The following is a 23,062-nucleotide window of genomic DNA, read 5'->3' on the forward strand; positions in this document are numbered from 1 at the left end:
CCGCCTCCTCTCCGTCGCCGTGAAAGCTCCAAAAGGGCAGGGATGTGGTCCTGCGCTTTCGTAACCGCACGTTCCTGATCGGTGTTCCGCGACGGAAGTCCAACAGAAAGTAGATATCCGCACGCTATTGGTTCGAGTAAGTGGGTGACCGTGCAGTCGTCTGTGAACTTTTCCCCGGCAGCAGATTTCTACGACCAGACACGCGGAGGTGAGGCGCGGGGCCGCAGGATCGCCCCCGCCATCAGCCGGCGCACCGCGAAGGACGAGCTCCTCCTCGACGCGGGAACGGGAACCGGTGTGGTGGCCCTCGCCCTCACCGAACTGGGGCACACGGTGATGGGGATCGACCTGTCCCACTCCATGCTGACGAAGGCGGTCGGTCGCGTCGGCCAGGTCGTGGCGGCCGCCTCCCTCACCGCCCTGCCCTTCGCCCCGGCCACCTTCAGCCAGGTGTACAGCGTCTGGGTCACCCATGTCGTCGGGGACCTGCGCAGAGGACTCGCCGAGGTCCATCGCGTCCTCGAGCCCGGCGGGCGGTACGTGGTGATCCCCGGCATGATCCTCTTCGACGACCACCCCGTCAGCAGGATCATGGAGGAGATCCAGTCCCGTACCGCCGAAGCGGACGACCGGGCCGAACACGTCGTGCCCCTCGCCGAGTCGGTGGGTTTCAAGGCCGTAGAGGTCGGTGAACTGGAAGCCGCGACGCACGAACACAGCCCCGAGCAGATCGCCTCCGGCCTGGAACAGCGCATGCTGTACCACCTGTGGGCCGTGGACGACGCCGTGTTCGACGAGAAGGTCGCGCCGCTCGTACGGGAGTTGCGTGCCCTGCCCGATCCGGCGGCCCCGGTCGTCCGGCGCACCCGGCGGCAGATCCTCGTCCTCGAAAAGCAGGCGTGACCGTGACCGGGACGAGCCCCCTCGACATCGCCGCCGAGGTCGCCGGCACCCCACTGATCGCCATGCTCACCGAGCCCGGCTCGCCGGCCGTGCCCGAGGTGACCGAGGAACTCGGCAAGGCCGGCATCCGCGCCGTGGAGATCACCCTCACCTCGCCCGACGCCCTCCGCTCCGTGGCACGCGGTGTGGCCACCGGTGCCGCCCTGGTCGGTGCCGGGACCGTCCGTGACCGCGAGACCGCCGCGCGGGCGGTGGACGCGGGTGCGCACTACCTCCTCACCCCCGGGGTGCTGCCCGAGGTGCTGGACGAGGCGCGCACGCTCGGCGTTCCCGTGGTGTGCGGCGCCTTCACCACCACCGAGGTGATGGAGGCGTGGCGGCTCGGCGCCGCACTGGTGAAACTGTTCCCCGCGCGGCTGGGCGGCCCGGCCTACCTGGCCTCGCTGACGATGGCTTTTCCCGACATCCCCATCGTCCCGACCGGAGGCATCACCGCCGACGACGTGTCGGACTACTTCACGGCGGGTGCCCATGCCGCCGCGCTGGGACGGCCGCTCGTCGGTGACGCCCTGCGCGGCGGGAGCCTTGCGGACGTGCGGCACCGGGCAGCCGGCCTGCTCGACCGGGTGCGCGCCGCACAGGCCGGATAACCGCCCCTCCGCCCCTCCGCCCGTTGCGCCGCGGCGCCCGGCGCAGCGTGCGCGCGGCGTCGGCCACAAGCCCCGCTGCGCGGCGGGCGCTCCTCGACGGGCAACCTTGCCGGTCGCGGCACTAGCCGAAAGGGACTCCCTTGGGCCTGGACCACTCCTTCGAACTCGATCGCAGGGCCGAGCAGATCGACGCCCTCGCCGCCAAGCGCAAGAACGTCATCGCCTCGGACCAGATGGTCGAGGGCCACTACCCGATCTTCGCCGACCGTGCCCAGGGAGCCCACTTCTGGGACGTCGACGGCAACAAGTACCTGGACTTCTTCCTCTCCTACGGAACGGTCATCCTCGGCCACGCCGACCCGGACGTGGACGAGGCCGTCGTCAGGGAGATCCGGCGCGGCTTCGCCACCGGCCTGATGAAGCCGATCCAGACGGAGCTGATCAGCGAGCTGCTGGAGATCATCCCCGGTGCCGAGATGGGCATGCTCCTCAAGACCGGGTCGGACGCGACCGGCGCCGCCGTACGGCTCTGCCGTGCCTTCACGGGACGCGACCGCGTGGTGCGCTGGGGCTACAACGGCTGGCACGACTGGTGCGCCCAGTGGGACCACGGCATTCCGGCCGTCAGCCGCGCACTGGTGGACACCTTCACCTACAACGACCTCGGTTCACTGCGCGCGCTCCTCGAACGCCACCGGGGGCGGATCGCGTGCGTGGTGATGATGCCGTTCATGATCGAGCGCCCGGCTCCCGGCTTCCTGGAGGGCGTGCGCGAACTGACGCGGGAGCACGGCACCCTGCTCGTCTTCGACGAGATCCGGTCCGGTTTCCGCCTCGCGATCGGCGGCGCGCAGGAGCACTACGGTGTCACCGCCGACCTGGTGACCCTCAGCAAGGCGTTCGCGAACGGCTACGCGATCTCCGCGCTGACCGGGCGTGCCGATGTGCTGCGCACCCTCGACACGGTGCACATCTCGTCCACGTACTACGCCAACGCCGACGCCATGGCGGCCGCCCTGGCCACCGTGCGCAAACTCCGTTCGGGAAAGCACCTCGAGCGGGTCCGGCAGCTCGGCGAACGCCTCCAGAGCGGACTGCGGGAGCTCGTCGCCACCTACCGGGCGCCCATGGAGGTCGTCGGCCACCCACCGATGCCGTTCCTCGACTTCGGCTTCGGCGGCGAGGAGCGCGACCAGCGGGCGAAGCGCTCGTTCTACGCGGCCACCATCCGTGAGGGTGTCTTCCTGCACCCGAACCACCACTGGTTCGTGTCCGCCGCCACCACCGAGCAGGACATCGACTCGGCGGTGCGCGCCGCACGGAGCGGCTTCGAGGCGCTGGCCAGGGACGGTTGGCTCGCCGGGGAGAGGGCGGAAGCGGTATGACAGATTCCCGGACGACACGCCCCCTGCCGGCTCAGGCCCCACCGACGCGCCCCCCGGCCGCGCACCCCGTCACCGGTCCGCCCGCCCCCGCCGGCCACGGCTGGGGCATGCTCCGGCCGCGTACCGCCACCGAGCGGCACTGGGCCGAGGAGCAAGAGGTGATCGGCCCCGGACTCCAGGCCGTGATGCTGCTCTCCCGGCTGTGCGTCGCCGACGCGGACGGGGCGGTGCTCACCGACATCGACGGGAACCGGATCATCGACTTCCAGGGGGCCGGTGGCGTCAACTCGCTGGGCCACGCGGAACCGCGCTTCACGGCCGCTCTCGCCGAGGAACTCACCCGGGCCACGGCCGGTGCCTTCGCCACGCCCGCCCGCCTGGAGATGGTGCGGGTGCTGCGGGACTTCCTGCCCGACGGCCTGGACACGATCCAGCTCTACAGCGGCGGCACCGAGGCGGTCGAGGCGGCCCTGCGGCTGGCCAAGTCCGTCACGGGCAAACACGAGTTCCTCTCCTTCTGGGGCGGCTTCCACGGCAAGACGACGGGGAGCCTGGCCCTCACCGCCGGCGCCCGGTCCGGGCTCGGGCCGCTCCCGCCCGGTTACTTCTCCGCCCCGTACGCCAACTGCTACCACTGCCCGTTCAAACTCGCCCCGCCCGGCTGCGGGTTCGCCTGTGTCGAGCACGCCCGCGATGTGATCAAGGAGAACTCCACCGGGGCGTTCGCCGCGATCGTGGTCGAGCCGGTGCAGGGCAGGTCCGGCAACGTGGTGCCGCCGCCCGGCTACCTCACCGCCCTCGGCGAGGTGGCGGAGGAGTTCGACGCCCTGCTGATCGCGGACGAGATGATGACCGGCTTCGGGCGTACGGGTGCCGCGTTCGCCCACCAGCACGAGGACGCCCACCCCGATGTGCTCACCGTCGGCAAGGGCATGGGCGGCGGTTATCCCGTCACCGGCGTGGTCGCGGCCGGGTCCACCATGGCGGCGGCGCCCTTCTCCGACCCCAGCGCGAGCTCGTCCAGCTTCGGCGCCTTTCCCATGGCCTGCCGGGCGGTGGCCACCACGACGGCGATCCTCACGAGTGACGGACTCGTCGGGAACGCGGCCGAACGCGGCCGGGAGATGCTGTCACAACTCCTCGACCTGACCGAACTCGCCCCGCTGGTGGGCGAGGTGCGCGGCGCGGGGCTCGCCCTCGGCATCGAGCTGGTCGCGGACAAGGAGACCCGCGAACCCGCTCCGAAGAGCGTGGTGCGACGCGTCTACCTCGACCTCATGGAGGCCGGTGTGCTGGTGATGCTGGGCGGCAGTACGTTACGGCTCTACCCGCCGCTCTCCATCGGCCGGGAACAGGCCCAGGCGGCCGTCGGCATCATCCGCGAGACGCTGATCCGCGCGCGGGGTGAAGGATGACCGTCACGCTCGACACGGACCGTCTCACCGAGACGGCGGCACTGGCCGCCTCGGCCGCCGCGGAGGAACTCCTGAGACGTCGCGCCGCGCCGCACCAGGTACGCACCAAAGAGGGCGACGCACCGGTCAGCGACGCGGATCTGGCGGCCGAGCGCCTCGCCCTGGCCGTACTGCGGGAGCGGACCCCGCGGTTCGGGATCGTGTCCGAGGAGGAGAGCCCGGAGGGCGGTGACGACGGCCGGCCCACCTGGATCGTCGACCCTCTGGACGGCACCACCAACTATCTGCGCGGACTGAGCGACTACGCGGTGGCCCTCGCGCTGGCCGTCGACGGCCGGACGGTGCTGTCCCTGATCCGCCTGCCCGAGTCCGGAGCGGTCTACCGGGCCGTCGCCGGTCAGGGCGCGTACCGCGACGACGTACGCCTGCGCGTGTCGGTCCCACGGACCGGACGGCCGTTGGCGGGCACCGGCTTCGGTACGGAGGGCGTGGTACGCGGACAGCAGCGCTGCGTGGCGGACCGCCTGCTCGACGCGGGATTCGAGATCCGGGAACCGGGCAGCGCCTCCACCGGGCTGTGCCGGGTCGCCTCGGGCGCGTACGACGGATACCTGGAGTTCGGCATCGGGGTGTGGGACACCGCGCCCGGTGCCCTGCTGGTCACCGAGGCGGGGGGCACGGTCACCGGCTGGGGAGGCGAGACGTTCGTGGCGGCGCGCGGACACCTCGTCGCCGCGGCCCCCGCCTTCCACCGGGCCCTTGTCGAGGCCGGGGGCCCGCGCCCGCCGGCGGCCGAGCCGGGAGGGCGGGCATGAGGGTGGCGATCGTGGGGTTCGGCACGGCCGGCACCGCGCGGCTGAGCGGCTACCGGTCCGTCGAGGACGCCGAGGTGGTGGCCGTCGTGGAACCGTCCGAGGAGCGCCGCGGGGCCGCGGCCCGGCTCCTCACGGGCGGGCGTGTCTCCGCCACGCTCGACGAGCTGTTCGCGTCGGGCGGCCCGGACGCCGTGGACGTCGTGGACGTCTGCTCCCCGCCGGTGTTCCACGTGCCGCTCACCCGTGCCGCGCTGGCGGCGGGGCGCCATGTCATCTGTGAGAAGCCGGTGGCGGTCCGCGCCGAGGAGGCGCGCGGCCTCGCGCGCGAGGCGGCCGCACGGGGCCGGCTGCTGTTCCCGTCGCACAACTACGGGACCTCACCGGTGATGCGGACCCTGCGGGAGGCCGTGGCCGACCGCCGGATCGGCCTGCTGGAGTCGGCGACGTTCCGCGTGCTGCGCGACCGTCACGCACGCGGCGTACCGGGATACGCGCCCGACTGGCGCCGCTCCCGCGCGCTGGCGGGCGGCGGCATCCTGCTCGACCACGGCACGCACTGCGTCTACATGGCGCTGCGGCTGTTCGGCCGGGCGCCGGAGAAGCTGTCCTGCACGGTCGTACGGCCCGGCGGCGATCCCGACGCGGTGGACGTGGCGGCCCGGCTGCGGCTCGAGTTCGGCGACGCCCGCTGCGACATCGAGTTGAGCTGGACCAGTGGCGAGCGGTCCAACCACTACGGGGTGGCCGGATCCGCGGGCCAGGTGCGGATCGACGACGGGCGGGTCACCGTCCGGTCCGCGGACGGCGTCCGGCGGTACGCGCTGGTCTCGCCCAGCAAGGACCAGACGCACCTGGAGTGGTTCCCCCCGATGTACGCGGACTTCCGCCGGGTCCTGGCCGATCCCGCGCTGTGGCACGAACCCGCGCGGGAGATCGTCGACACCGCGCGCGTCGTGGAGACGGCGTATCTCTCGGCCGCCGAGGAGGGCCGGGTGATGCCCCTGTGAGCAACGCGCGGGCGGCCGGCCCCGATGGACGGACGGCCTCCCGCGTCACCGGGCGGATGGCCGGCCGTTCACCGGGGCCGGACCGCCGGTCAGCCGGCGGTGTCCGGCGCGAGGCCGAGCGCGCGGCGGAGCAGCGGCCCCTCGCCGGCCAGGTTGTCGAAGGCGCTGGAACGTTCGTGGGAGGCGAAGTAGTGGCAGATCACGCGGTCCTCGATCGCGGGCAGCCAGGTGAGCCGGCCGGACCGGTACGGCTCGCCGAGGTCCAGCGTCCGGTCCTCGCCGAGCCGCCCGCCGAGCAGGGAGTACGCCATCTGCGTCACATAGCGCGGCGCGAAGCTGATCTCCCGGGGCAGCGACGCCAGGATCCGCTCCAGGAACGCCGGGTCGAAGAACGCGGCGGTGTCGGCGGCCGTGAACCCGCAGCACATGTACGGCACGTACGGCGTGCCCGGCAGGTGTTCGGCGATCCAGTGCACGCCCTGCGGCTCCCAGCCGAACTCCGGCGAGTACAGGAAGGCCGGCCGGCGCGCGGGCGGCGCGGCGGCCCACTCGATCAGCTTCGCCGGACGCGACAGGAAGACCACGTCACTGTCCATGCCGACCACCATCGAGGCCTCGCTGAGCAGGAAGTAGTCCACGAGTTGCAGGACACGGACGTTGTTCCGGCGTACGGCCCGGAGCACCGGGTGCTCCGTCAGCAGCGCCTCCACCCGGCGGTCCGCGTCGGCCCGGCCGATGATCCGCGCCTCGGGGACGTGCCGGCGCAGCCGCGCCGTGTCGCGCCCGGTCAGCGTTCCGTCGTCGTGCACGACAGGCGTCACCTCGGGCCAGTGACGGGCCAGGGACTTGGCGGCGAAGAGGTAGAGGGGCACGTGGTCGGCGGAGACCAGGCTGTGCACCTCCACCCCGTGACGGCCGGTGAACCGGGGGGCCCTGGTGGCCAGCAGCCGCCGGGTGAGGGCGAACGCCCCGTCCCGGGCGCCGGGAAGGGACTGACCGGCGGGGGACACGGCTTCCGGGGATACGTCTTCGGTCCTGTTCATGCGGGTCTCCTCGACTCCGAGCACGGAAGGGATAAATGTGTCGACATTGGATGATTATGGTCAAAGCCCCCGTGATGGAGAAGAGTTGGCGTTCAGCTTCTTCGACGCTCACCAGGCCGAGGTGGTGCGCGAGGCGACGGCGCTGCTCATTCCCGGCCCCGCCGACGCCCCGGGCGAGAGCGACCCGGGCGCGCGCGAGGCGGACGCCGTGCGCTACGCCGACCGGCTGCTGGGCGCGTTCACGGTCGAACCGCCGCTCATCTACGCGTCCGGGCGCGACGACAACACGTTCCTGCCGCTGACCCCCGCCCAGCGGGTGGGCTGGCGCCGGCGTGTCGAGGCACTCCAGGAGGCCTACCGCACCGGGATCGCCGTGCTGGACCGCCTGGCGGGCGGCGACTTCGCCGCGGCCCCGGTGCCGGCGCGGCACCTGGCGCTGCGGTCCCCGGAGGCCGAGGAGTTCCGCGGACTGCTGTTCGACCATGCCGTCGAGGCGACGTACGGCGATCCGGTCTACCGAAGCCTCGCGGCCCTGGGACGTCCGGCCCCCGGCGGGCAGCACCACCTGGGGATGCCACGGCCGCCGGCCCGCCCCGGGTCCGGCACCGCGCCCCGCTCACCCGGTACGGCCGGACACGCGGACGCGGCCGCGGGACCCGCGGCGCCGCGCCCGTACACCGGTGACGGCGACGACCCCGTCGTCGTCCTGGCCCGGCACTTCACCGAGGCCGCCCGAGCCCTCGCCGCCGGAGGATCCGATGGCTGAGCGAGCCGTGGTGATCGGCAGCGGTCCGGGCGGGGCGGTGGCCGCCATGGTCCTCGCCGAGAACGGCTGGGACGTCATCGTGCTGGAGCGCGGCCCGAACCACTTCGCCGACCTGCGCGATCCCGCGCCCGGCCACACCTTCTCCGCCGACGAGATCAAGGGCCCGGTGCGCGGCTTCGAGTACCCCGACGCGCTGGCCGAACCGCGCGTGTACCACGACCGGGCCTTCCCCGGGCCGCCGTACACCGGTTTCGTCAACGCGCTGCCGGCCGCCGTCGGAGGCGGTTCGGTGCACTGGGACGCCAAGACGCCCCGGCTGTGGGACCTGGACTTCGCCAAGCGCACCCTCCTCGGTCCCCTCCCGGAGTGTGATGTCGTCGACTGGCCGTTCGACTACGCCGAACTCGCCCCCTTCTACACCGAGACCGAGGCGCTGCTCGGCGTACAGGGCGCCCTGGCGGCCCTGCCCGCCGCCCCGACGCTGCGCCACGCGCCGCGGGACCTCGACTTCCCGATGCCCCCCGGGCCGGACCAGGCGTCCTCGGTACGGGTGGCCGACGCGGCACGGCGGCTGGGCCTCGCGCCCTATCCCATGCCGATGGCCGCCAACTCCCGTCCCTACGGGGGCAGACCGGCCTGCACCGACTGCGGGACGTGCTGCGGCTACGGCTGTCCGAACCAGTCGCGCGGCAGCGCGCTGCCCGCGTTGCGCCGGGCCGTGCTCGCCGGCGCGGAGGTCCTGCCGCTGTCCATCGCCACCGGGGTCCGGTACACGGGGCGCAGGGCCGGCGGTGTGCGGTACGTGGACGCGGCGGGCAGGAGCCGTGAACTGGGCGCCGACCGGGTGGTGCTGGCGGGGTCGGCGGTGGAGAGCTGCCGGCTCGCCCTGCTGTCGGAACTGCCCGATCCCTCGGGCCTCCTCGGCCGCCACCTGATGTTCCACTGGTACTCCGTCGCGTACGGGCTGTTCCTGACCGAGCGGGTACGCGGCGACCGGGGCCGCAACATCACCCATGCCCTGGACGACTTCGCCGATCCGGAGCACCCCGGGGCCCGCGAGGCGGCGCGCGAGGCGGGGCTCACCTACTTCCGGGGCGGTGTGGTGGAGCTGGGGTCCGGTCCGCCGGGACGGGTGGGGGAGGGCCGGATCTACCGCCGTCTGCTGCGCGGGCTCGCGGAGGTGCCGTACGGCACCGCGTTCAAGCGGCTGATGCGCGAAAGCCCGCTGCGCGACCGGCTGCTGGGCGTCCAGATGCACGGCGAGGACGTCTCCCAGCGGGACAACCGCGTCGGTCTCGATCCCCGTACGCGTGACTGGCTGGGTGTGCCGGTGCCCCGCATATCCTGGGCGCCGCACCGCCACGAGACGACGGCCCAGCGCTTCTACCTGCCGCGACTGGCCGCCCTGCTGCGCGCGGCCGGGGCCGACGAGGTCGCGGCCGTGCCCGAGACGCGCTCCCGCGCGTTCCCCCGTGAACCGTCCACCGTGCCGGGCAACTTCCACACCCTCGGCGGCATGCGGATGAGCACGGACCCGCGCGCCGGCGTCACCGACGGCGTCGGCCGCGTGCACTCCCTGGACAACGTCTTCGTCGCCGACGGCAGCCTCTTCCCCACCTCCGGGGCGCACAACCCGACCCTGACGATCATGGCCACCGTGCTGCGGAACACCAGGAGGACGACGTGAGCGCCGACCGCACCGCCGGCACGTCCACGGAGCCCGCCGGCCGGCCCAGGGCCCCCCGACCTCACGTCTTCGATCCGGCCACCGCGCTGGGCTGGCAGAACATCGGCCTCGACGGTCTCGGCTGCTTCCTGCGCTCGGTCGAGGCGGTGCTCCAGCACCGCGGTTACGGCGCGAGGGAAGTGGCACAGGGGCTGGCCGGGCCGCTGGACCTGGTGCGCCGGGGCGAGTGGTACGGGCCGATGAGCGAGTTCCCCGCGTGCACCGCGCGCTGGTACCTGACCGGCATCGGGACGGGCTCGCGGCACTGGCCGCGGATCGCCGCGCTGGTCGAGGGCGGTACCCCCGTGGTGCTGATGCCCGACGGGCACCACTGGCCCGGCGACGAGCACGAGGGGAAGGAGCACTTCCACCACCACATGGTCCTCGCGCACCGGTTGGACGAGGAGGGACTGCACCTGCTCGACACCGACGCCCCGGCGACCGCGGGGTACCGGCGGGTGCTCCCGGTCACCGACGCGCTCAAGGAGTCCTGTACCCGGTACGCGGTGCTGGAGCGCGTCGAGCCGCCGGTCGAGCGCCGGCCGGAGGAACTGGCCGCCCGGCTGGTGCCCGCCTCCCTGCTGCCCCTGGCACAGGACATCGCCGAACTGCGGGCCTTCCACGGGCGGGTGTGGTCCGGGGCCCGGCTGCCGCTGCTGCTGGCCAAGGGCCTGGACGTACTCGTGCTCGGCGACATCCAGCCGCAGCTCTTCCTCCTCGGGCACGCACTGGCCGGGGCACGGGACGAGCGGACGGCCGAGGTCTCCCGTGCCTGTCTGGCCGCCGCCGCCCGCGCCCAGAAGCTCGGTCTGCTGCTGCTCGGACTGCACCGGTTCCGGGCGGAGGGCGTCTACGCGGTGGCGCACGAGGAGGTGGCGCTGCTGGCCGCGAGCCTGGACACGCTGCTGGCCGCGATGTGCCGGCACGCCGCCGCGGTACGCCCGCGTGCCACCGGCGACGGAAGCCGTCTCGTACGACGGCTGCGCGGCGAGACCCACTGGTGCTTCGGCGAGGAGAAACCGCCCGCCGAACTGAGTTTCGGATAGGCGGGCAACCGGACAAAAAAGGTCGTAAATGCCTGGCGAAAGAGAAAGGAGGTGCTGGTTGTCGATATCTGTCGATCCCTTTTCGGGGTTTTTTGTAAAGATTGACATCTGTTGGGTGATTCATTAGCGTATGGCTCGGGTTTTGCGTCCCGGTGTCGTGAAACAAAGGGGATTCTTGATGTCTCTGACCAGTGGGAACGGATTCAGCGTGCCGTCGAGGGAAGAAATTCTCGATGACATCCGCAGGGTTTTGGTGGAGCAGTGCGAAACCCCGCGGGAACGCGCCGAAGCCCTCACCGAGAAGGAGTCGATGTCCTCCCTGGAGCTCGACTCGATCACCCTCGCCTACGTCTTCACCTATTTCGAGCAGAAGTATGATCTGACCTTCGAGAACGACGACATCGACCCGATGCGCTACACCACCGTGGGGGAACTGCTCGACACCCTGGCCGACCGGCTGGCCGCGTCCGAAGCATGCGAAGTATCTGACGTGTCCGGCACGTCCGACGCTTCGGACGTCCGGTGACGGGAAGGGGCGGGACACCCCCCGGCTCCGACGCCGACGCCACGGCGCCCGACGACCGGCTGCTGATGGACACGTACATGTCCCAGTACCGGCTGCCCGCGCTCGCCGCCGCCGACCGGCTCGGCATCTTCACCGCCCTGGCCGACGAGCCCGCGCCCGCCGAGGACCTGGCGCGGTCCCGCGGCTTCGACGCCCATGGCACCACCACGCTCCTCTCCCTCCTGACCGCCCTCGGCTTCCTCACCGTGCACGGCCGGGAACACCACCTCACCCCCGCGGCCCGCGCCTTCCTGCTGCCGGGCACCGCGCGCTACTGGGGCCCGATGCTCGGCCTGGGCTGGGACGAGAGATGCACGGCCGTCCGGCACGTCGTCACGAAGGGCACGCCACACGGCTACCGGGGGAAGGACATCTGGCGGACCCATGGACGGTCGCCGCGCCAGGGCGAGCTCTTCGCCCGCGCCATGCACGCGCACTCCGCGGCTCCCGCCGCCGCGCTCGCCGACCGGCTCGACCTGTCCGGCTGCGCGTCCCTGCTCGATGTCGCGGGCGGGATCGGGACCTTCTCCATGGCGCTGGCCCGGCGCAACCCGGGGCTCGGGGCCACGGTCATGGACCTCCCCGTGGTGGCGGCGACCGCGTCCCGCGTCCTGGCCGACGCCGGGCTGGCCGACCGGGTCGTCCTGTGCCCCGGTGACATGTTCGCGGACACCTGGCCGACCGGCCAGGACCGGGTGCTCTTCGCCGACGTGCTCAGCGACTGGGACGACGAACGGTCCCTGGCTCTGCTGGCCAGGGCGCGCGGTGCGCTGGCCCCGGGCGGCCGGCTGCTGATCCACCAGGTGATGCCCGACGACTCCCGCCACCTGTCGCCGACCGCCGCCGGCTACTCCATGGCCCTCGCGGTGATGACCGGCGGCCGGCTGCGGGCCCTGCCCGAACTCGCCGCGCTCCTCCACGAAGCGGGATTCCCGCGGTACGAGACCACTCCGACGTACGGCCACTACGCGCTCGTCACCGCGCGGCCCGACCAGTGACCCTTCCGGCGGCCGGCCGCCGCGCGGCGGGCGCTCCTCGACGGGCGCTCCTCGACGGGAACACCCTGCCGGTCGCGGCACCGGCTCCCACCGGACCCCACTCCGCACGCGAACTGGAGCAGACATGGACACCCCGCCCCGCGTCACCGCCGTCATCACCAGCCGGGAGCGCTTCTCCTACGCCGAGGAGTCCCTGAAGAGCTTCTACGAGCACACCCGCGTCCCCTGCCACGTCGTGTACGTGGACGTCAACTCCCCGCGCGACCGCTGGGAGCGCCTGCGGCGCCTGAGCGACGAACGCGGCTTCACGGCCGTGCGCGTCAACAAGTACGTGTCGCCGAACTGCGCCCGCAACATCGGACTGCGCTACGCCGTGGGCGAGTACGTCGTCTTCCTCGACAACGACGTGGAGTACACGCCCCACTGGCTCGAACCCCTCCTCTCCTGCGCCGACGAGGAGAAGGCCGCCCTGGTCGGCCCCCTCTACCTGCACGGACCGCTGCAGGAGCAGACCGTGCACATGGCCGGCGGCGACATGGAGTTCTCGGGCACCTGGGGCACGAGGAGCTTCGTCCAGACCCAGCGGCACTTCATGAAACACCTCTCCGAGGTGCCCGCCGAGGAGCTGCGGCGGCAGCGGTGCGACATCATCGAGTTCCACTGCGCACTGGTACGCCGCTCGGTGTTCGACCGGGTCGGCGGCATGGACGAGGGTTTGCTGACCACCCGTGAGCACCTGGACTTCAGCCAACGGGTGCTCGACGCGGGCGGCACGGTGTGGTTCGAGCCGGCGTCCGTGATCACCTACCGGATGCCGCCGCCCTTCGCGCTCACCGACCTGCCGTACTTCATGCTGCGCTGGAGCGACGCCTGGACCGCCGAGACCCTGAAGCACTTCGCCAACAAGTACGGCATCGAACCCGGTTACGTGGAGCGGGTCGCCAAGAACCGCAAGGGGCGCCAGTGGCTGTTGTTCGAACAGATCAAGCGGTACCTCCCGGACACCCTCGGCGAGCGGGGCACCACGGCGGTCAAGCGCGCCTTCCAGAAGGTGGAACCGATCGGCAACCGCGTCCTCGTGGAACTCCTGGCACTCCGCGAGCCCCCGCTGGAATGGCGGTGCCACCACGGGTCCGGCAACCCGGTCCGTGAGCCGTCCGCGGCCGGACCCGTCTCAGCCGCCTCATGAGCCCGCCCCGTCTCATGGGCCCGGCCCCGCGCGGCACCGGGTACGGACGGGTGTTTGTCCTCACCGGTGTCCCCGGCAGCGGCAAGTCCACGGTCGGCGCGCTGCTGGCGCGGCGCTTCGACCCCGCGGTGCTGATCGAGGGCGACGTGCTGCGCCGCATGGTGGTCGCCGGCCGGGCCGAGATGACCACGGACCCGTCGCAGGAGGCGGTGCGCCAATACGGTCTGCGCCTGCGCCACCTGGCGTACCTCACCCGCTCGTACGCCGCCGAGGGATTCACCGTGGTCGCCGAGGACAACCTCCTCGGCGCCCACCTGGAGGAGTTCATCGGTCTCCTGGGGGACGTGCGCCCCTGTCATGTGATCGCGCTGGCACCCGACAGCGCGACCGTCCTGCGGCGTGACGCGGCCCGGTCCGGCCGGGCGTACGACGAGACCGGTCGGTACGCCCGCGAACTGGACCAGGTCCTCCGCCGGGACACCGCGCGGCTGGGCCTGTGGCTCGACACCTCGGAGCAGAAGGCCGAGGAGACCGTCGAGGAGATCCTGGCGCGGCTCGACGAGAGCGAGACCCCGTGACGGAGCTTTTCCGGGCGACCGGTGACGTCGGCGCGGCCGCCGCGGGGACGCACCGCCCGGCCCGGCTCGCCCGCGCCGGGCCACCGCCGGACGGCGGCTCCGCCGAGGTGCGCCAGGCCGTGGTCGGTCCCGCACTCGCCCGCCACTGCGCGGCCCTGCTGAGCCCCGCCGAGCGGGCCAGGGCGGCCCGGACACGGCCCCCGGCGCGGGACAGTTTCACCGTGGCCCGCGGTCTGCTGCGCTCGGTCCTCGGCGGACGGCTCGGGCTGCACCCGGCCCGGGTGCCGCTGGCCGCCCGGTGCCCGGCCTGCGGCGGTCGGGACCACGGCCCGGTGCGCCTGATGGCGGACGGGACCGACTGGCGGCTCTCCGTGTCCCACGCCGGTCTCCTGGTCGCCGTCGCCGTCGACTACGCCGGCCACCCCGTGGGCGTGGACGTGGAGACCGCCGCCAGGACCGCCGATCCGCGCGTACTGGAGCCCCGGCTGTTCGGACCGGCCCAGCGCCCCCGACTGGCCCGGCTCTCACCGGGGGAGCGCCGCACCGCGCTCCTGACGGCGTGGACCGGCGCCGAGTCGTACGCCAAGGCGTCCGGCACCCCGCTGGGGGCCGCCCTCACCCGTATCGGCGCGACGGTCGACGACGACGGCCGGGTGGCCGTCGCACGCCCCGACGCCCTGGGGGGCTGGTGGGTGCGGGCCGTACCGGCCGGCGCCCCCGGTCACGTGGCGTCCGTCACCACGCGCGACGGCACCAGGCTACGAACCGACTGAGCGAGACACACGAGGGGAGCGCGATGCGGCACACACACGAAGGAGACGACGGGAGCGGGACCACCGGACGGCTGGAGGCCCTGGTGCGCGAGAAGCTGGCCGAGCGGATCGGGGACGACCTCGCCCGGTCCATCGGGCGCGGCGAGGAGTTCCACGACCTCGGCATCGACTCCCTCGACATCGTCACGGTACTCGCCGCACTCGAACGCGAGTGCGCCGTCGACCGCATTGTCGACGCCGAACTGTGGGACGTCGCCCACTCGGTCGACGCGCTGGTGCGCCATCTGTCCGAGCGCGGCGGCGCCTTCCCGGAGCGGGCGTGAAGACGGCGCGGCGCGGCCGGGACACCGCGCGCTCCGTCGCCGTCACCGGACTCGGCGTGCTCTCCCCGGGCGGGAGGGGCACCGACGCGCTGTGGCGGGTCTGCGAGCGGGGCGGCGCCGCCTTCCGCACCGTCGAGCACTTCGACGTCTCCCGTACCGGCGCGCGCGTCGCCGGATTCGTCCCCGACACCGGCGACGCCGACACGCCCGCCCCCGGGCAGCCCGGCAGACTGCCGTACCTGCTGCACCGGGCGACGAGCGACGCGCTGGCCGACGCCGAGGCGCGCACCGGCCGCCGACACGTCCCCACCGCCCTGGTGGTGGGCACCACCGACAGCGGCGGCTGCCCCTCCGCGGCGGCCTGGCGCGCCTGGCGCGACGGCCGGGCCCCGGCCGCCGTCGCCGGCTGGACCCCGTACGCCGCACCCGGCTGGGACGGGCCCGTCATCCAGGTCGGCAACGCCAGCGCCGCCGGTGCCACCGCACTCGGCGTGGGTGCCGACCTGGTGCGCGACGGCGTCGCGGAACGCGTGCTGGTGTGCGGGGTCGACACCGTCACCGAGACCGCGTTCCAGGGACTCGCCTCGTTGCGTACGCTCAGTCCGCGTGGCTGCCGCCCCTTCAGCGCCCGCCGCTCCGGCATCCGGGTGTCCGAATGCGCCGCCGCCGTCGTGCTGGAACGCGCCGCCCCCGACGCCCATGCCCATCTGCGCGGCTGGGGCAGCAGCAACGAGGCCCGCCAGGCGGCCAGGCCCGACGTCGAAGGGCTGGCCAAGGCCGTCCGCCGCGCCCTGCGCGACGCCCGCACCGCACCGGACGAGCTCGGCTACGTCAACGCGCACGCCGCCGGGACCCGCCACGGCGACGTGGCCGAGCTCCATGCCCTGGCGGAGGTGCTGGGCGACCACCTGCCCCGCGTCCCCGTCGTCAGCAGCAAGGCGGCGCTCGGCCACTGCCAGGGCGCCGCGGGAACGGTGGAGGCGATCGTGACCGTACTGACCCTGGCACGCGGCCGGGTGCTCCCCACGCTCGGCCTGGCGGACCGCGACCCGCGCTGGCACCACCTGAACCTGGGCGACCAGAGCCCCGGCAGCCCGCCGCAGACCGGCATGACCATCTCCTGCGGCCTGGGCGGCTCCAATGTGGCGGTGGTGTTCGGCCGTGCGGCGTGACATCGCCCGGATCGCCGGCACCGCCGTGCGGTCGACGCCCCGGCGGATCCCCCCGACACCCGCGGACACCACCGAGCTGCCCCGCATGCCCCTGGCGGTGCGCGACGTGCTGGGCCCCGAACTCCTCGCCACCGCCCGGGAGGCACTTGACGCCGCGGGCGTCACCCCGGAGGAGGCCCGCGAACTGGGCTGCGTCACCGCGTCCCACCGCGCCACCGACGCCACCTCCGCGTACATCGCCGAGGTGCTGGCGGGGCCGGGCCCCCGGTGGCTGGCACCGGAGTGCTTCCTGCACTACTCGCCGCACTCGCTGACCGGGCGGCTGTGCATCGAACTGGGCCTCGACGGCACCGCGGTGACCCTGACCGGACCCGCCGGCGGCGTCGACGCGCTGGGCTACGCCGCCGGGATGATCACCTCGGGGCGGTGCGCACGGGTCCTGGTCGCCACCGCGCACTGGCCGGCTCCCACCGGGCCGGGAGACGCCACCCCCACGCCGCTGAACACCGCCGCCGTCGTGCTCGGCCCCGACGGCGAGGGGGGCGGTGTCACCGACTGGCGCCCGGGCGGTGGCCATCCGGCCGTACGGGCCGGGCGGGACACCCCGGCGGACGACGGCGACACCAGCGCGCCCTTCGCCGTGCTCGCCGACTGGTACGCGCGGCGGTCGCCGGACGGCATCGAACTGCGCGGTGGCGGTTCCCGCCTCGCCCTCGTACCGGGAGGCACCGCATGAGCGCGGCGGACATGAGCGTGGCGGACCTGCTGACGACGCTCGCGCGGCGCGCCGCGCACACCCCCCGACGCACCGCGCTGGAGCACCGGAGCACCACCGTCACCTGGGAGGAGCTGTACGCGCGGGTCACCCGGGCGCGCGCCCGCCACCGGACGGCCGGCGACCGGACACCGGGCCGGCGCGTCGGGCTGCTCGGGAGCAACCACCCGGACACCGTCGTCGCGCTCCTCGCGGTGGCCGCGAACGGTACCGAGGCGGTGCTCCACGACGCCCGTGCCACCGCCCACGAACGCGCCCGGACAGCGGCCCTCGCCACCGTCACCACCTGGCACGCCCCCTCCCCGGACGACGAACCGCCGACGGGCCGGCCGGCCGCCGACCCCGGTCCGGAGCGGCCCGCGCGGTACTTCGGACTGGTCACCTCCGGCACCGGAGGCGAGCCCAAGGTCGTGCGCAAGCACTGGGGCGTCACCCTCGCCAACGCGGCGGCCTTCGCCGATGTCGCCGGTTACGGCCCTGACGACCGCGTCCTGTGCACCACCCCGCTGCACCACGCCTACGCGTTCGGTGTCGCCCTGCTGCCCGCCCTCCTCACCGGCGCGACCCTGGTCCTCGCCCCGCACCCCGCCGGCCCCGCGACGCTTGCCGCCGCGCTGCGGGACTCGGGCGCCACCGTCGTACAGAGCGTGCCGTTCCTCTACCGCGCCCTGCTGGACGCCGGCCGGCTGAGGCCGGCCCCCGCGCTGCGGGTGTGCGTCAGCGCCGGCGAGCCGCTCTCCGCCGCGCTCGCCCGGGACTGGCGCGCGCGGGTCGGCGTACCGCTGCGCGACCAGTACGGTGCCACCGAGTTCGGCCAGATCGCGTTCACCTTCGACGACCCCGACGACCCCGGCTCCCCGGACGAGCAGGCTCCCGCGATGCGCCTGATGCCCGGCATCGAGGCACGGCTGCGTACCGAGGACGGCCGCCTGCTGGAACATGACCCGCACGCCTCCGGTGAGCTGTACCTCCGCCAGGACGGCACCGAGGTCACCTACTGGGGCCTGCCCGAACTCGGCCGCGCCGCCCACACCGACGGCTGGTTCCGCACGGGGGACACCGGGCGGCTCCCCACCCCCCGCACCGTCGTGGTCGAGGGCCGCACCACCCGCCGCATCTCGGTGGCCGGCCGGAAGGTGGACCCCGACGAGGTGGAACGCGCCGTCCGAGCGGCGCCCGGGGTGATCGAGTGCCGGGTCGCCGCGCCGCCGGAGGGCACCGCGGGACACGGCGACCGCTTCGTGGCGTTCGTGGCCGTCGAACCCGGCGTCACCGAGACCGGACTGCGCCGCCACGTGGCCCGCACGCTGTCCTCGTACAAGGTGCCCACCCGCTTCCACCTGCGGGACGCCCTCCCGCGCACCGGCACGGGCAAGGTCCACCTGGCCCGCCTGTGGCAGGAGGTGACCGCGTGAGAAGGGATGGTCCTCCAATGAGCGTCCTCGACGACATCTCCGCCGGACGGTACGCGCTGCTCTTCCCCGGCGCGGGGTCGCAACTGCCCGCGATGGCCCGCCGGTTGTGCCGGTCCTTCGGCTCCGCCGTCGACGTGCTCCGACGCGCCCACGAGGCGACCGGACTCGACCTCCTCCGGCTCTGCCGCTACGGCACACCGGCCGAACTGGCGCCACCGGAGGTCGCCCACCCGGCGATCGTCGCGACCGCCCTCGCGGGCAGTGCGGCGCTGCGCGAGCACACCGGAACCCGCTGGGCGCCGCCCGCGCTCGTCGGCGGCCACAGCCTCGGTCACTTCGCCGCCCTGGTCGAGGCGGGCGCCCTCGGCTTCCACGACGCCCTGCGCATCGTCGCCCGGCGCGCCCGGCTGATGGGGGAGGAGACCCGCCGCCGGCCCGGCCTGATGGCGTCCCTCTCCGGTCCGGAACCGGGCCGCGTGGCCGACTGGTGCGCCGCCTGCCCGCCGGACCTGGGCGTGGTGGTCCCCGGCTGCTTCAACGGACCGGCGCGGACCGTGGTCTCCGGTGACACCGCGGCGGTGCGGTGGGTCACCGCGCGCGCCGCACGGGAGGAGGACGTCCGGGTGCGGGAACTGACCGCGGGCGTGGCGTCCCACTCACCGCTGATGGATCCCGTGCAACGGGCGCTGGCACCGCGGCTCGCCGCCGTCCCGCTGGCCGCGCCCACCGTTCCCGTCCTGCTGGGCAGCGACGGACGCGCCGCCCGCCGCACCGGTGAGCTGCGCGAGGACCTGCTGCGCCAGCTCTCGGCGCCCGTGCGGTGGAACGACGCGATGCGCACCGTCGTCGACGCCGGTGTGACCACTGTCCTGGACACCGGACCGGGCCAGGTGCTGGCCAAGGCCGCCCTGCTGCACCCCGAACCCGTCGCCGTGGCACTGAACTTCATGCGGCCCCTGGAAAAGGCGGTGCCGCTGCCGTGAAGCCCCCTCGCATCCGGCCGCCGGAAAGGACCGCCGAGGACCCGCCGCGGCCGCCCGCCCCTCATACGGGACCCCGCGGGCGCTCCGCCCTGGTGATCGGCGGCAGCCGGGGCATCGGCCTGGCCACCGCACACGTGCTGGCGGCCCAGGGCCACCGGGTGACGGTCGCCTCGCGCGGCGGCGAGGGACCCGACGGTTTCGCCTCCGTCCGCTGCGACGTGTCCGACAGCCGCCAGGTCGACGAGGCGTTCGCCCGGACCGAGGAACGGCAGGGTCCCGTGCAGATCCTGATCGCCGGCGCCGCCATCCGCGAGGACGGCCTGCTGATGCGGACCACCGACGCGTCGTTCCGGCGCGTCGTCGACACCAACCTGACCGGGACCTGGCGGGCCGTGCGCCGCGCCGCGCCCGCGATGGTCTCCGTCGGCTGGGGCCGCATGGTTCTCCTCTCCTCCGTCGCGGCGGCCCTCGGCGTGGCCGGGCAGGTCTCCTACGCGGCCGCCAAGTCCGGTCTGACCGGACTGGCCCGAGGAGTGGCCCGCGAACTCGGCCCGCGCGGGGTGACCTGCAACGTCGTGCTGCCCGGCTTTGTCGACACCCGGCTCACCGCCGACGTGGCCGCCCGGCGCCGGGCTGCTGTCCTCGCGAGCACGCCGCTGAACCGGGCGGCACGCCCCGAGGAGATCGCCGCCGTCGTGGCCTTCCTCGCCTCCGAGGCGGCGAGTTACGTCACCGGCGCCGTGGTCCCGGTGGACGGAGGGCTGGCCATGGGCTGCTGACACCGGGCGCCGACGCCGCCCCGCCCACCGGCGCTCCCACGCGCTCCCGCCCCCGCCGACCCGATTCCGCCGAACCCCCTCGGCGGACCCGCTGACCTCCGACCCGCCGACCCGCCGACCTGACCCAGCTGGACCGACGCGGGCCCGCCCCGCCGACCCGAAGGCCCGACCCCGCCGGACCGACGCAGGCCCGACCCCGCCGCTCGAACCGCACCAGGAGCCCTCCATGCGGACGCTGCTCGTGGACAACCACGACTCCTACAGCTACAACCTCTTCCAGCTCATAGCCCGGGCGACGGGCGCGGAGCCCGTGGTGCTGCGCAACGACGACCCGGCGCTGCGGCAGGTGGATCCCGACGCCTTCGACAGCCTGGTGATCTCCCCCGGGCCGGGGCACCCCGGCCGGGCACGCGACCTCGGGCTGGCCGTCGGCCTGCTGTCCGCCTGCGGGCTGCCCACCCTCGGGGTGTGCCTGGGCCATCAGGGCATCGCGCTGGCCGCCGGCGCGCGCGTGCGCCCCGCGCCGATGCCCCGGCACGGCCATCTGAGCCCGATCCGGCACCGCGGCGAGGACCTGTTCGCCGGTCTCCCGCAGAACTTCACCGGCGTCCGCTACCACTCGCTGGCCGTCCCCGAGCCCCTGCCCGCCGCGCTGGAGGCGACCGCCTGGGCCGAGGACGGTGTGGTGATGGGTCTGCGCCACCGCACGCTGCCGCGCTGGGGCGTGCAGTTCCACCCCGAGTCCGTCTGCACCGAGTTCGGCCCGGAACTGATCGCCAACTTCACGCGTCTCGCCCACGCCCACCGCGCCACCGCCCGGTCCGCCGCGCGCCGGCCCCGCCGCCCGGCGGCCGGCCCCGCGAAGGCGACGACCGGCGCCGGCCCCGGTCGTCGCCTTCGCGGGGCCGGCGAGCCGTACCGGCTCCATGTCCGCCGGCTGCGGACGGAACCGGACACCGAGACGGTCTTCCGTACCTTGTTCGCCCGTGCCGCCCACTCCTTCTGGCTCGACAGCTCCCGGGTCGAACCGGGGCTCGCGCGCTTCTCCTTCCTCGGCGACGCGACCGGGCCACTGGCCGAGACGGTGCGCTACCGGGCGGGCTCGGGCGAGGTCGAGGTCACCGCGGCCGACGGCACCGCGACCACCGTCCCGGGCAGTGTCTTCGACCATCTGCGTACCCGACTCGCCCGCCACCGGATCGACGCCCCCGATCTCCCCTTCGACTTCACCTGCGGCTACGTCGGCTACTTCGGCTACGAACTGCGCGCCGACTGCGGATCGCCCCTCAGCAGGCCCTCCACCGCCGACGACGCGGGATGGATCTTCGCCGACCGGCTGGTCGCCGTCGACCACGAGCACCGCACGACCTACCTGCTGTGCCTGTCGCGCGCCGACCACGCGGACCAGCGCCGGGCCGAGCACTGGCTGCGCGAGACCGCCTCGACGATCGCGTCCCTCCCGCCGCCGCCCGCGCGCGTGCCCGCCCCGGCCCCTGCCGCCCCCGGGCCGCCGGAGAGCCGGCTCGCCAGGGACCGGGAACGCTATCTGGCCGACGTGCGCCGCTGCCGTGCGGAACTGCGCGCCGGCGAGAGCTATGAGATCTGCCTGACCAACACCGTGCGGGTCCCCGCGAGCACCGACGCGCTGTCCGCGCACACCCGGCTGCGCCGCCTGAACCCGGCGCCGTACGCGGCCTACCTGAGGTTCGGCGAGCTGGAGGCGGCCTGTTCCTCACCGGAGCGCTTCCTGCGCATCACGGCCGACGGCACCGTGGAGAGCAAGCCCATCAAGGGCACCGCCCCGCGGGGCGCCGATCCCGCCTCCGACGCGCGGCTCAAGCGCGACCTCGCCACCGACCCCAAGACCCGTGCCGAGAACCTGATGATCGTGGACCTGCTCCGCAACGACCTGGGCCGCGTCTGCGAGATCGGAACCGTCCACGTGCCGCGCCTGATGCACGTCGAGTCGTACGCCACGCTCCACCAGCTCGTCTCCACCGTGCGCGGCACACTGCGGCCGGGCACCGACGCGGTGAGCTGCGTACGAGCCTGCTTCCCCGGAGGCTCCATGACCGGCGCCCCCAAGCTGCGCACCATGGAGATCATCGACCGGCTGGAGGGCGCGCCGCGCGGTGTCTACTCCGGCTCCATCGGCTACCTCGGCCTGGGCGGCGGCGCCGACCTGAACATCGTCATCCGGACCGCCGTCCGCTCGGGCGGACGGTGGACCGTCGGAGCGGGCGGCGCCATCGTGCTCGACTCCGACCCGGCCGAGGAGTACCAGGAGATGCTCCTCAAGGCCGGAGCGCCGGTACGGGCGCTGTGCCCCGACGGTCCCCGCGACGAGCCGTCGGCCGGGGCCGGGGCCGGGGACGAGCACGACGCCACGGACGCGGACACCGCGCGCGAACAGCCCTCGCACGTCCCGGCCCCGTACCAGGCGTGACGCCCCGGCCCGCCCTCCTGAGCCCATTCGCACGCCCACCCGCGGACACACACCCGCGCACACACCCGCATGCCCGGGACCGACGGCCCAACGACCCGTCCGAGAACCGGAACCAGAAGGAGTCATCATGATCGACAGTCGTCTGCTCGACATCCTCGCCTGCCCCGTCTGCGCCGAGCGGCTCGAACTCGGCCCCGACCACACCCGTATGACCTGCTTCGGCGCCGCCTGCGGCCGGCGGTATCCCGTCGTCGACGGCATTCCGGTCCTCGTCGTCGGTGCCGAGGCGCCGGCTTCCTCGGCGGGCTGA

Annotated in this window: 23 protein-coding genes; 22 read left to right on the forward strand and 1 reads right to left on the reverse strand. The window is 73.8% G+C overall.

Translation table 11 applies throughout. The annotated features are described in order from the left end of the window. The first annotated feature begins 150 nt into the window (after positions 1-150). The 6 genes from ACU6P3_RS31700 to ACU6P3_RS31725 all read left to right on the forward strand — a co-directional run bounded on the left by ACU6P3_RS31700 (position 151) and on the right by ACU6P3_RS31725 (position 6,175). Positions 151-903 carry a class I SAM-dependent methyltransferase gene (locus ACU6P3_RS31700; RefSeq protein WP_447195221.1) on the forward strand — a complete coding sequence of 251 codons (753 nt, stop codon included), beginning with the start codon at positions 151-153 and terminating at the stop codon, positions 901-903. A 2-nt stretch (positions 904-905) separates the two neighbouring features. Beyond that, positions 906-1,553, forward strand: coding sequence for a bifunctional 4-hydroxy-2-oxoglutarate aldolase/2-dehydro-3-deoxy-phosphogluconate aldolase (locus ACU6P3_RS31705; RefSeq protein WP_447195222.1), 648 nt, complete (start codon positions 906-908; stop codon positions 1,551-1,553). Positions 1,554-1,693: 140 nt separating this feature from the next. Beyond that, complete coding sequence (locus tag ACU6P3_RS31710; RefSeq protein ID WP_447195223.1) at positions 1,694-2,938, forward strand: aspartate aminotransferase family protein; 1,245 nt, start codon at positions 1,694-1,696, stop codon at positions 2,936-2,938. Beyond that, on the forward strand, positions 2,935-4,353 hold the full coding sequence (locus ACU6P3_RS31715; RefSeq protein ID WP_447195224.1) for an aspartate aminotransferase family protein: 1,419 nt from the start codon (positions 2,935-2,937) through the stop codon (positions 4,351-4,353). The genes ACU6P3_RS31710 and ACU6P3_RS31715 overlap by 4 nt, the downstream gene beginning before the upstream one ends. Further along, a complete protein-coding gene (locus ACU6P3_RS31720; protein ID WP_447195225.1) occupies positions 4,350-5,168 on the forward strand; it encodes an inositol monophosphatase family protein in 819 nt (272 codons plus the stop codon). The genes ACU6P3_RS31715 and ACU6P3_RS31720 overlap by 4 nt, the downstream gene beginning before the upstream one ends. Continuing rightward, positions 5,165-6,175 (forward strand): Gfo/Idh/MocA family protein, encoded by a 1,011-nt coding sequence (locus tag ACU6P3_RS31725; protein WP_447195226.1) that lies wholly within the window; start codon positions 5,165-5,167, stop codon positions 6,173-6,175. The genes ACU6P3_RS31720 and ACU6P3_RS31725 overlap by 4 nt, the downstream gene beginning before the upstream one ends. 89 nt (positions 6,176-6,264) lie before the next feature. Here the strand turns inward: ACU6P3_RS31725 and ACU6P3_RS31730 are convergent, their stop codons facing one another. Further along, complete coding sequence (locus ACU6P3_RS31730; protein ID WP_447195227.1) at positions 6,265-7,218, reverse strand: hypothetical protein; 954 nt, start codon at positions 7,216-7,218, stop codon at positions 6,265-6,267. Positions 7,219-7,303: 85 nt separating this feature from the next. Between ACU6P3_RS31730 and ACU6P3_RS31735 the strand changes: the two genes are divergently transcribed. The 16 genes from ACU6P3_RS31735 to ACU6P3_RS31810 all read left to right on the forward strand — a co-directional run bounded on the left by ACU6P3_RS31735 (position 7,304) and on the right by ACU6P3_RS31810 (position 23,062). Further along, the gene (locus tag ACU6P3_RS31735) at positions 7,304-7,984 is read left to right on the forward strand and encodes a gluconate 2-dehydrogenase subunit 3 family protein (protein WP_447195228.1); all 681 of its coding nucleotides are present in this window, start codon (positions 7,304-7,306) and stop codon (positions 7,982-7,984) included. Further along, positions 7,977-9,671, forward strand: a complete 1,695-nt coding sequence (locus ACU6P3_RS31740) for a GMC oxidoreductase (RefSeq protein WP_447195229.1) — start codon at positions 7,977-7,979, stop codon at positions 9,669-9,671. Before ACU6P3_RS31735 ends, ACU6P3_RS31740 begins: the two co-directional genes overlap by 8 nt. Further along, positions 9,668-10,756 (forward strand): hypothetical protein, encoded by a 1,089-nt coding sequence (locus tag ACU6P3_RS31745; protein WP_447195230.1) that lies wholly within the window; start codon positions 9,668-9,670, stop codon positions 10,754-10,756. Before ACU6P3_RS31740 ends, ACU6P3_RS31745 begins: the two co-directional genes overlap by 4 nt. Before the next feature lie 178 nt (positions 10,757-10,934). Then, positions 10,935-11,282 (forward strand): acyl carrier protein, encoded by a 348-nt coding sequence (locus ACU6P3_RS31750; protein WP_447195231.1) that lies wholly within the window; start codon positions 10,935-10,937, stop codon positions 11,280-11,282. Next, on the forward strand, positions 11,279-12,319 hold the full coding sequence (locus ACU6P3_RS31755; RefSeq protein WP_447195232.1) for a methyltransferase: 1,041 nt from the start codon (positions 11,279-11,281) through the stop codon (positions 12,317-12,319). Before ACU6P3_RS31750 ends, ACU6P3_RS31755 begins: the two co-directional genes overlap by 4 nt. Before the next feature lie 124 nt (positions 12,320-12,443). Next, positions 12,444-13,508 carry a glycosyltransferase family 2 protein gene (locus ACU6P3_RS31760; RefSeq protein WP_447195233.1) on the forward strand — a complete coding sequence of 355 codons (1,065 nt, stop codon included), beginning with the start codon at positions 12,444-12,446 and terminating at the stop codon, positions 13,506-13,508. Continuing rightward, a complete protein-coding gene (locus ACU6P3_RS31765) occupies positions 13,505-14,086 on the forward strand; it encodes an AAA family ATPase (protein WP_447195234.1) in 582 nt (193 codons plus the stop codon). The genes ACU6P3_RS31760 and ACU6P3_RS31765 overlap by 4 nt, the downstream gene beginning before the upstream one ends. Further along, positions 14,083-14,859 (forward strand): 4'-phosphopantetheinyl transferase family protein, encoded by a 777-nt coding sequence (locus ACU6P3_RS31770; protein ID WP_447195235.1) that lies wholly within the window; start codon positions 14,083-14,085, stop codon positions 14,857-14,859. Before ACU6P3_RS31765 ends, ACU6P3_RS31770 begins: the two co-directional genes overlap by 4 nt. Positions 14,860-14,882: 23 nt before the next feature. Continuing rightward, entirely contained in the window at positions 14,883-15,182 is a 300-nt protein-coding gene (locus tag ACU6P3_RS31775; RefSeq protein ID WP_447195236.1) for an acyl carrier protein, read from the forward strand. Further along, complete coding sequence (locus ACU6P3_RS31780; RefSeq protein ID WP_447195237.1) at positions 15,179-16,354, forward strand: beta-ketoacyl synthase N-terminal-like domain-containing protein; 1,176 nt, start codon at positions 15,179-15,181, stop codon at positions 16,352-16,354. Before ACU6P3_RS31775 ends, ACU6P3_RS31780 begins: the two co-directional genes overlap by 4 nt. Beyond that, entirely contained in the window at positions 16,344-17,090 is a 747-nt protein-coding gene (locus ACU6P3_RS31785; protein ID WP_447195238.1) for a beta-ketoacyl synthase N-terminal-like domain-containing protein, read from the forward strand. The genes ACU6P3_RS31780 and ACU6P3_RS31785 overlap by 11 nt, the downstream gene beginning before the upstream one ends. Then, a complete protein-coding gene (locus ACU6P3_RS31790) occupies positions 17,087-18,544 on the forward strand; it encodes a class I adenylate-forming enzyme family protein (RefSeq protein WP_447195239.1) in 1,458 nt (485 codons plus the stop codon). The genes ACU6P3_RS31785 and ACU6P3_RS31790 overlap by 4 nt, the downstream gene beginning before the upstream one ends. A 17-nt stretch (positions 18,545-18,561) precedes the next feature. Further along, positions 18,562-19,527: an ACP S-malonyltransferase gene (locus ACU6P3_RS31795; RefSeq protein WP_447195240.1), complete on the forward strand. Its 966-nt coding sequence runs from the start codon at positions 18,562-18,564 to the stop codon at positions 19,525-19,527. A 92-nt stretch (positions 19,528-19,619) separates the two neighbouring features. Beyond that, a complete protein-coding gene (locus ACU6P3_RS31800) occupies positions 19,620-20,306 on the forward strand; it encodes an SDR family oxidoreductase (protein ID WP_447195241.1) in 687 nt (228 codons plus the stop codon). Between the two features lie 226 nt (positions 20,307-20,532). Then, complete coding sequence (pabB, locus tag ACU6P3_RS31805) at positions 20,533-22,752, forward strand: aminodeoxychorismate synthase component I (protein ID WP_447195242.1); 2,220 nt, start codon at positions 20,533-20,535, stop codon at positions 22,750-22,752. 127 nt (positions 22,753-22,879) lie between these two features. Next, positions 22,880-23,062 (forward strand): Trm112 family protein, encoded by a 183-nt coding sequence (locus ACU6P3_RS31810; RefSeq protein WP_447195243.1) that lies wholly within the window; start codon positions 22,880-22,882, stop codon positions 23,060-23,062.

It is taken from the genome of Streptomyces hebeiensis (assembly GCF_052983195.1).

What these genes read in the sequence shown, in the direction of transcription:
- ACU6P3_RS31715 (WP_447195224.1), top strand. Translation starts at nt 2,935, where the DNA reads ATGACAGATTCCCGGACGACACGCCCCCTGCCGGCTCAGGCCCCACCG.
- ACU6P3_RS31720 (WP_447195225.1), top strand. Translation starts at nt 4,350, where the DNA reads ATGACCGTCACGCTCGACACGGACCGTCTCACCGAGACGGCGGCACTG.
- ACU6P3_RS31725 (WP_447195226.1), top strand. Translation starts at nt 5,165, where the DNA reads ATGAGGGTGGCGATCGTGGGGTTCGGCACGGCCGGCACCGCGCGGCTG.
- ACU6P3_RS31730 (WP_447195227.1), bottom strand. Translation starts at nt 7,218, where the DNA reads ATGAACAGGACCGAAGACGTATCCCCGGAAGCCGTGTCCCCCGCCGGT.
- ACU6P3_RS31740 (WP_447195229.1), top strand. Translation starts at nt 7,977, where the DNA reads ATGGCTGAGCGAGCCGTGGTGATCGGCAGCGGTCCGGGCGGGGCGGTG.
- ACU6P3_RS31750 (WP_447195231.1), top strand. Translation starts at nt 10,935, where the DNA reads ATGTCTCTGACCAGTGGGAACGGATTCAGCGTGCCGTCGAGGGAAGAA.
- ACU6P3_RS31760 (WP_447195233.1), top strand. Translation starts at nt 12,444, where the DNA reads ATGGACACCCCGCCCCGCGTCACCGCCGTCATCACCAGCCGGGAGCGC.
- ACU6P3_RS31765 (WP_447195234.1), top strand. Translation starts at nt 13,505, where the DNA reads ATGAGCCCGCCCCGTCTCATGGGCCCGGCCCCGCGCGGCACCGGGTAC.
- ACU6P3_RS31775 (WP_447195236.1), top strand. Translation starts at nt 14,883, where the DNA reads ATGCGGCACACACACGAAGGAGACGACGGGAGCGGGACCACCGGACGG.
- ACU6P3_RS31790 (WP_447195239.1), top strand. Translation starts at nt 17,087, where the DNA reads ATGAGCGCGGCGGACATGAGCGTGGCGGACCTGCTGACGACGCTCGCG.
- ACU6P3_RS31795 (WP_447195240.1), top strand. Translation starts at nt 18,562, where the DNA reads ATGAGCGTCCTCGACGACATCTCCGCCGGACGGTACGCGCTGCTCTTC.
- pabB (WP_447195242.1), top strand. Translation starts at nt 20,533, where the DNA reads ATGCGGACGCTGCTCGTGGACAACCACGACTCCTACAGCTACAACCTC.
- ACU6P3_RS31810 (WP_447195243.1), top strand. Translation starts at nt 22,880, where the DNA reads ATGATCGACAGTCGTCTGCTCGACATCCTCGCCTGCCCCGTCTGCGCC.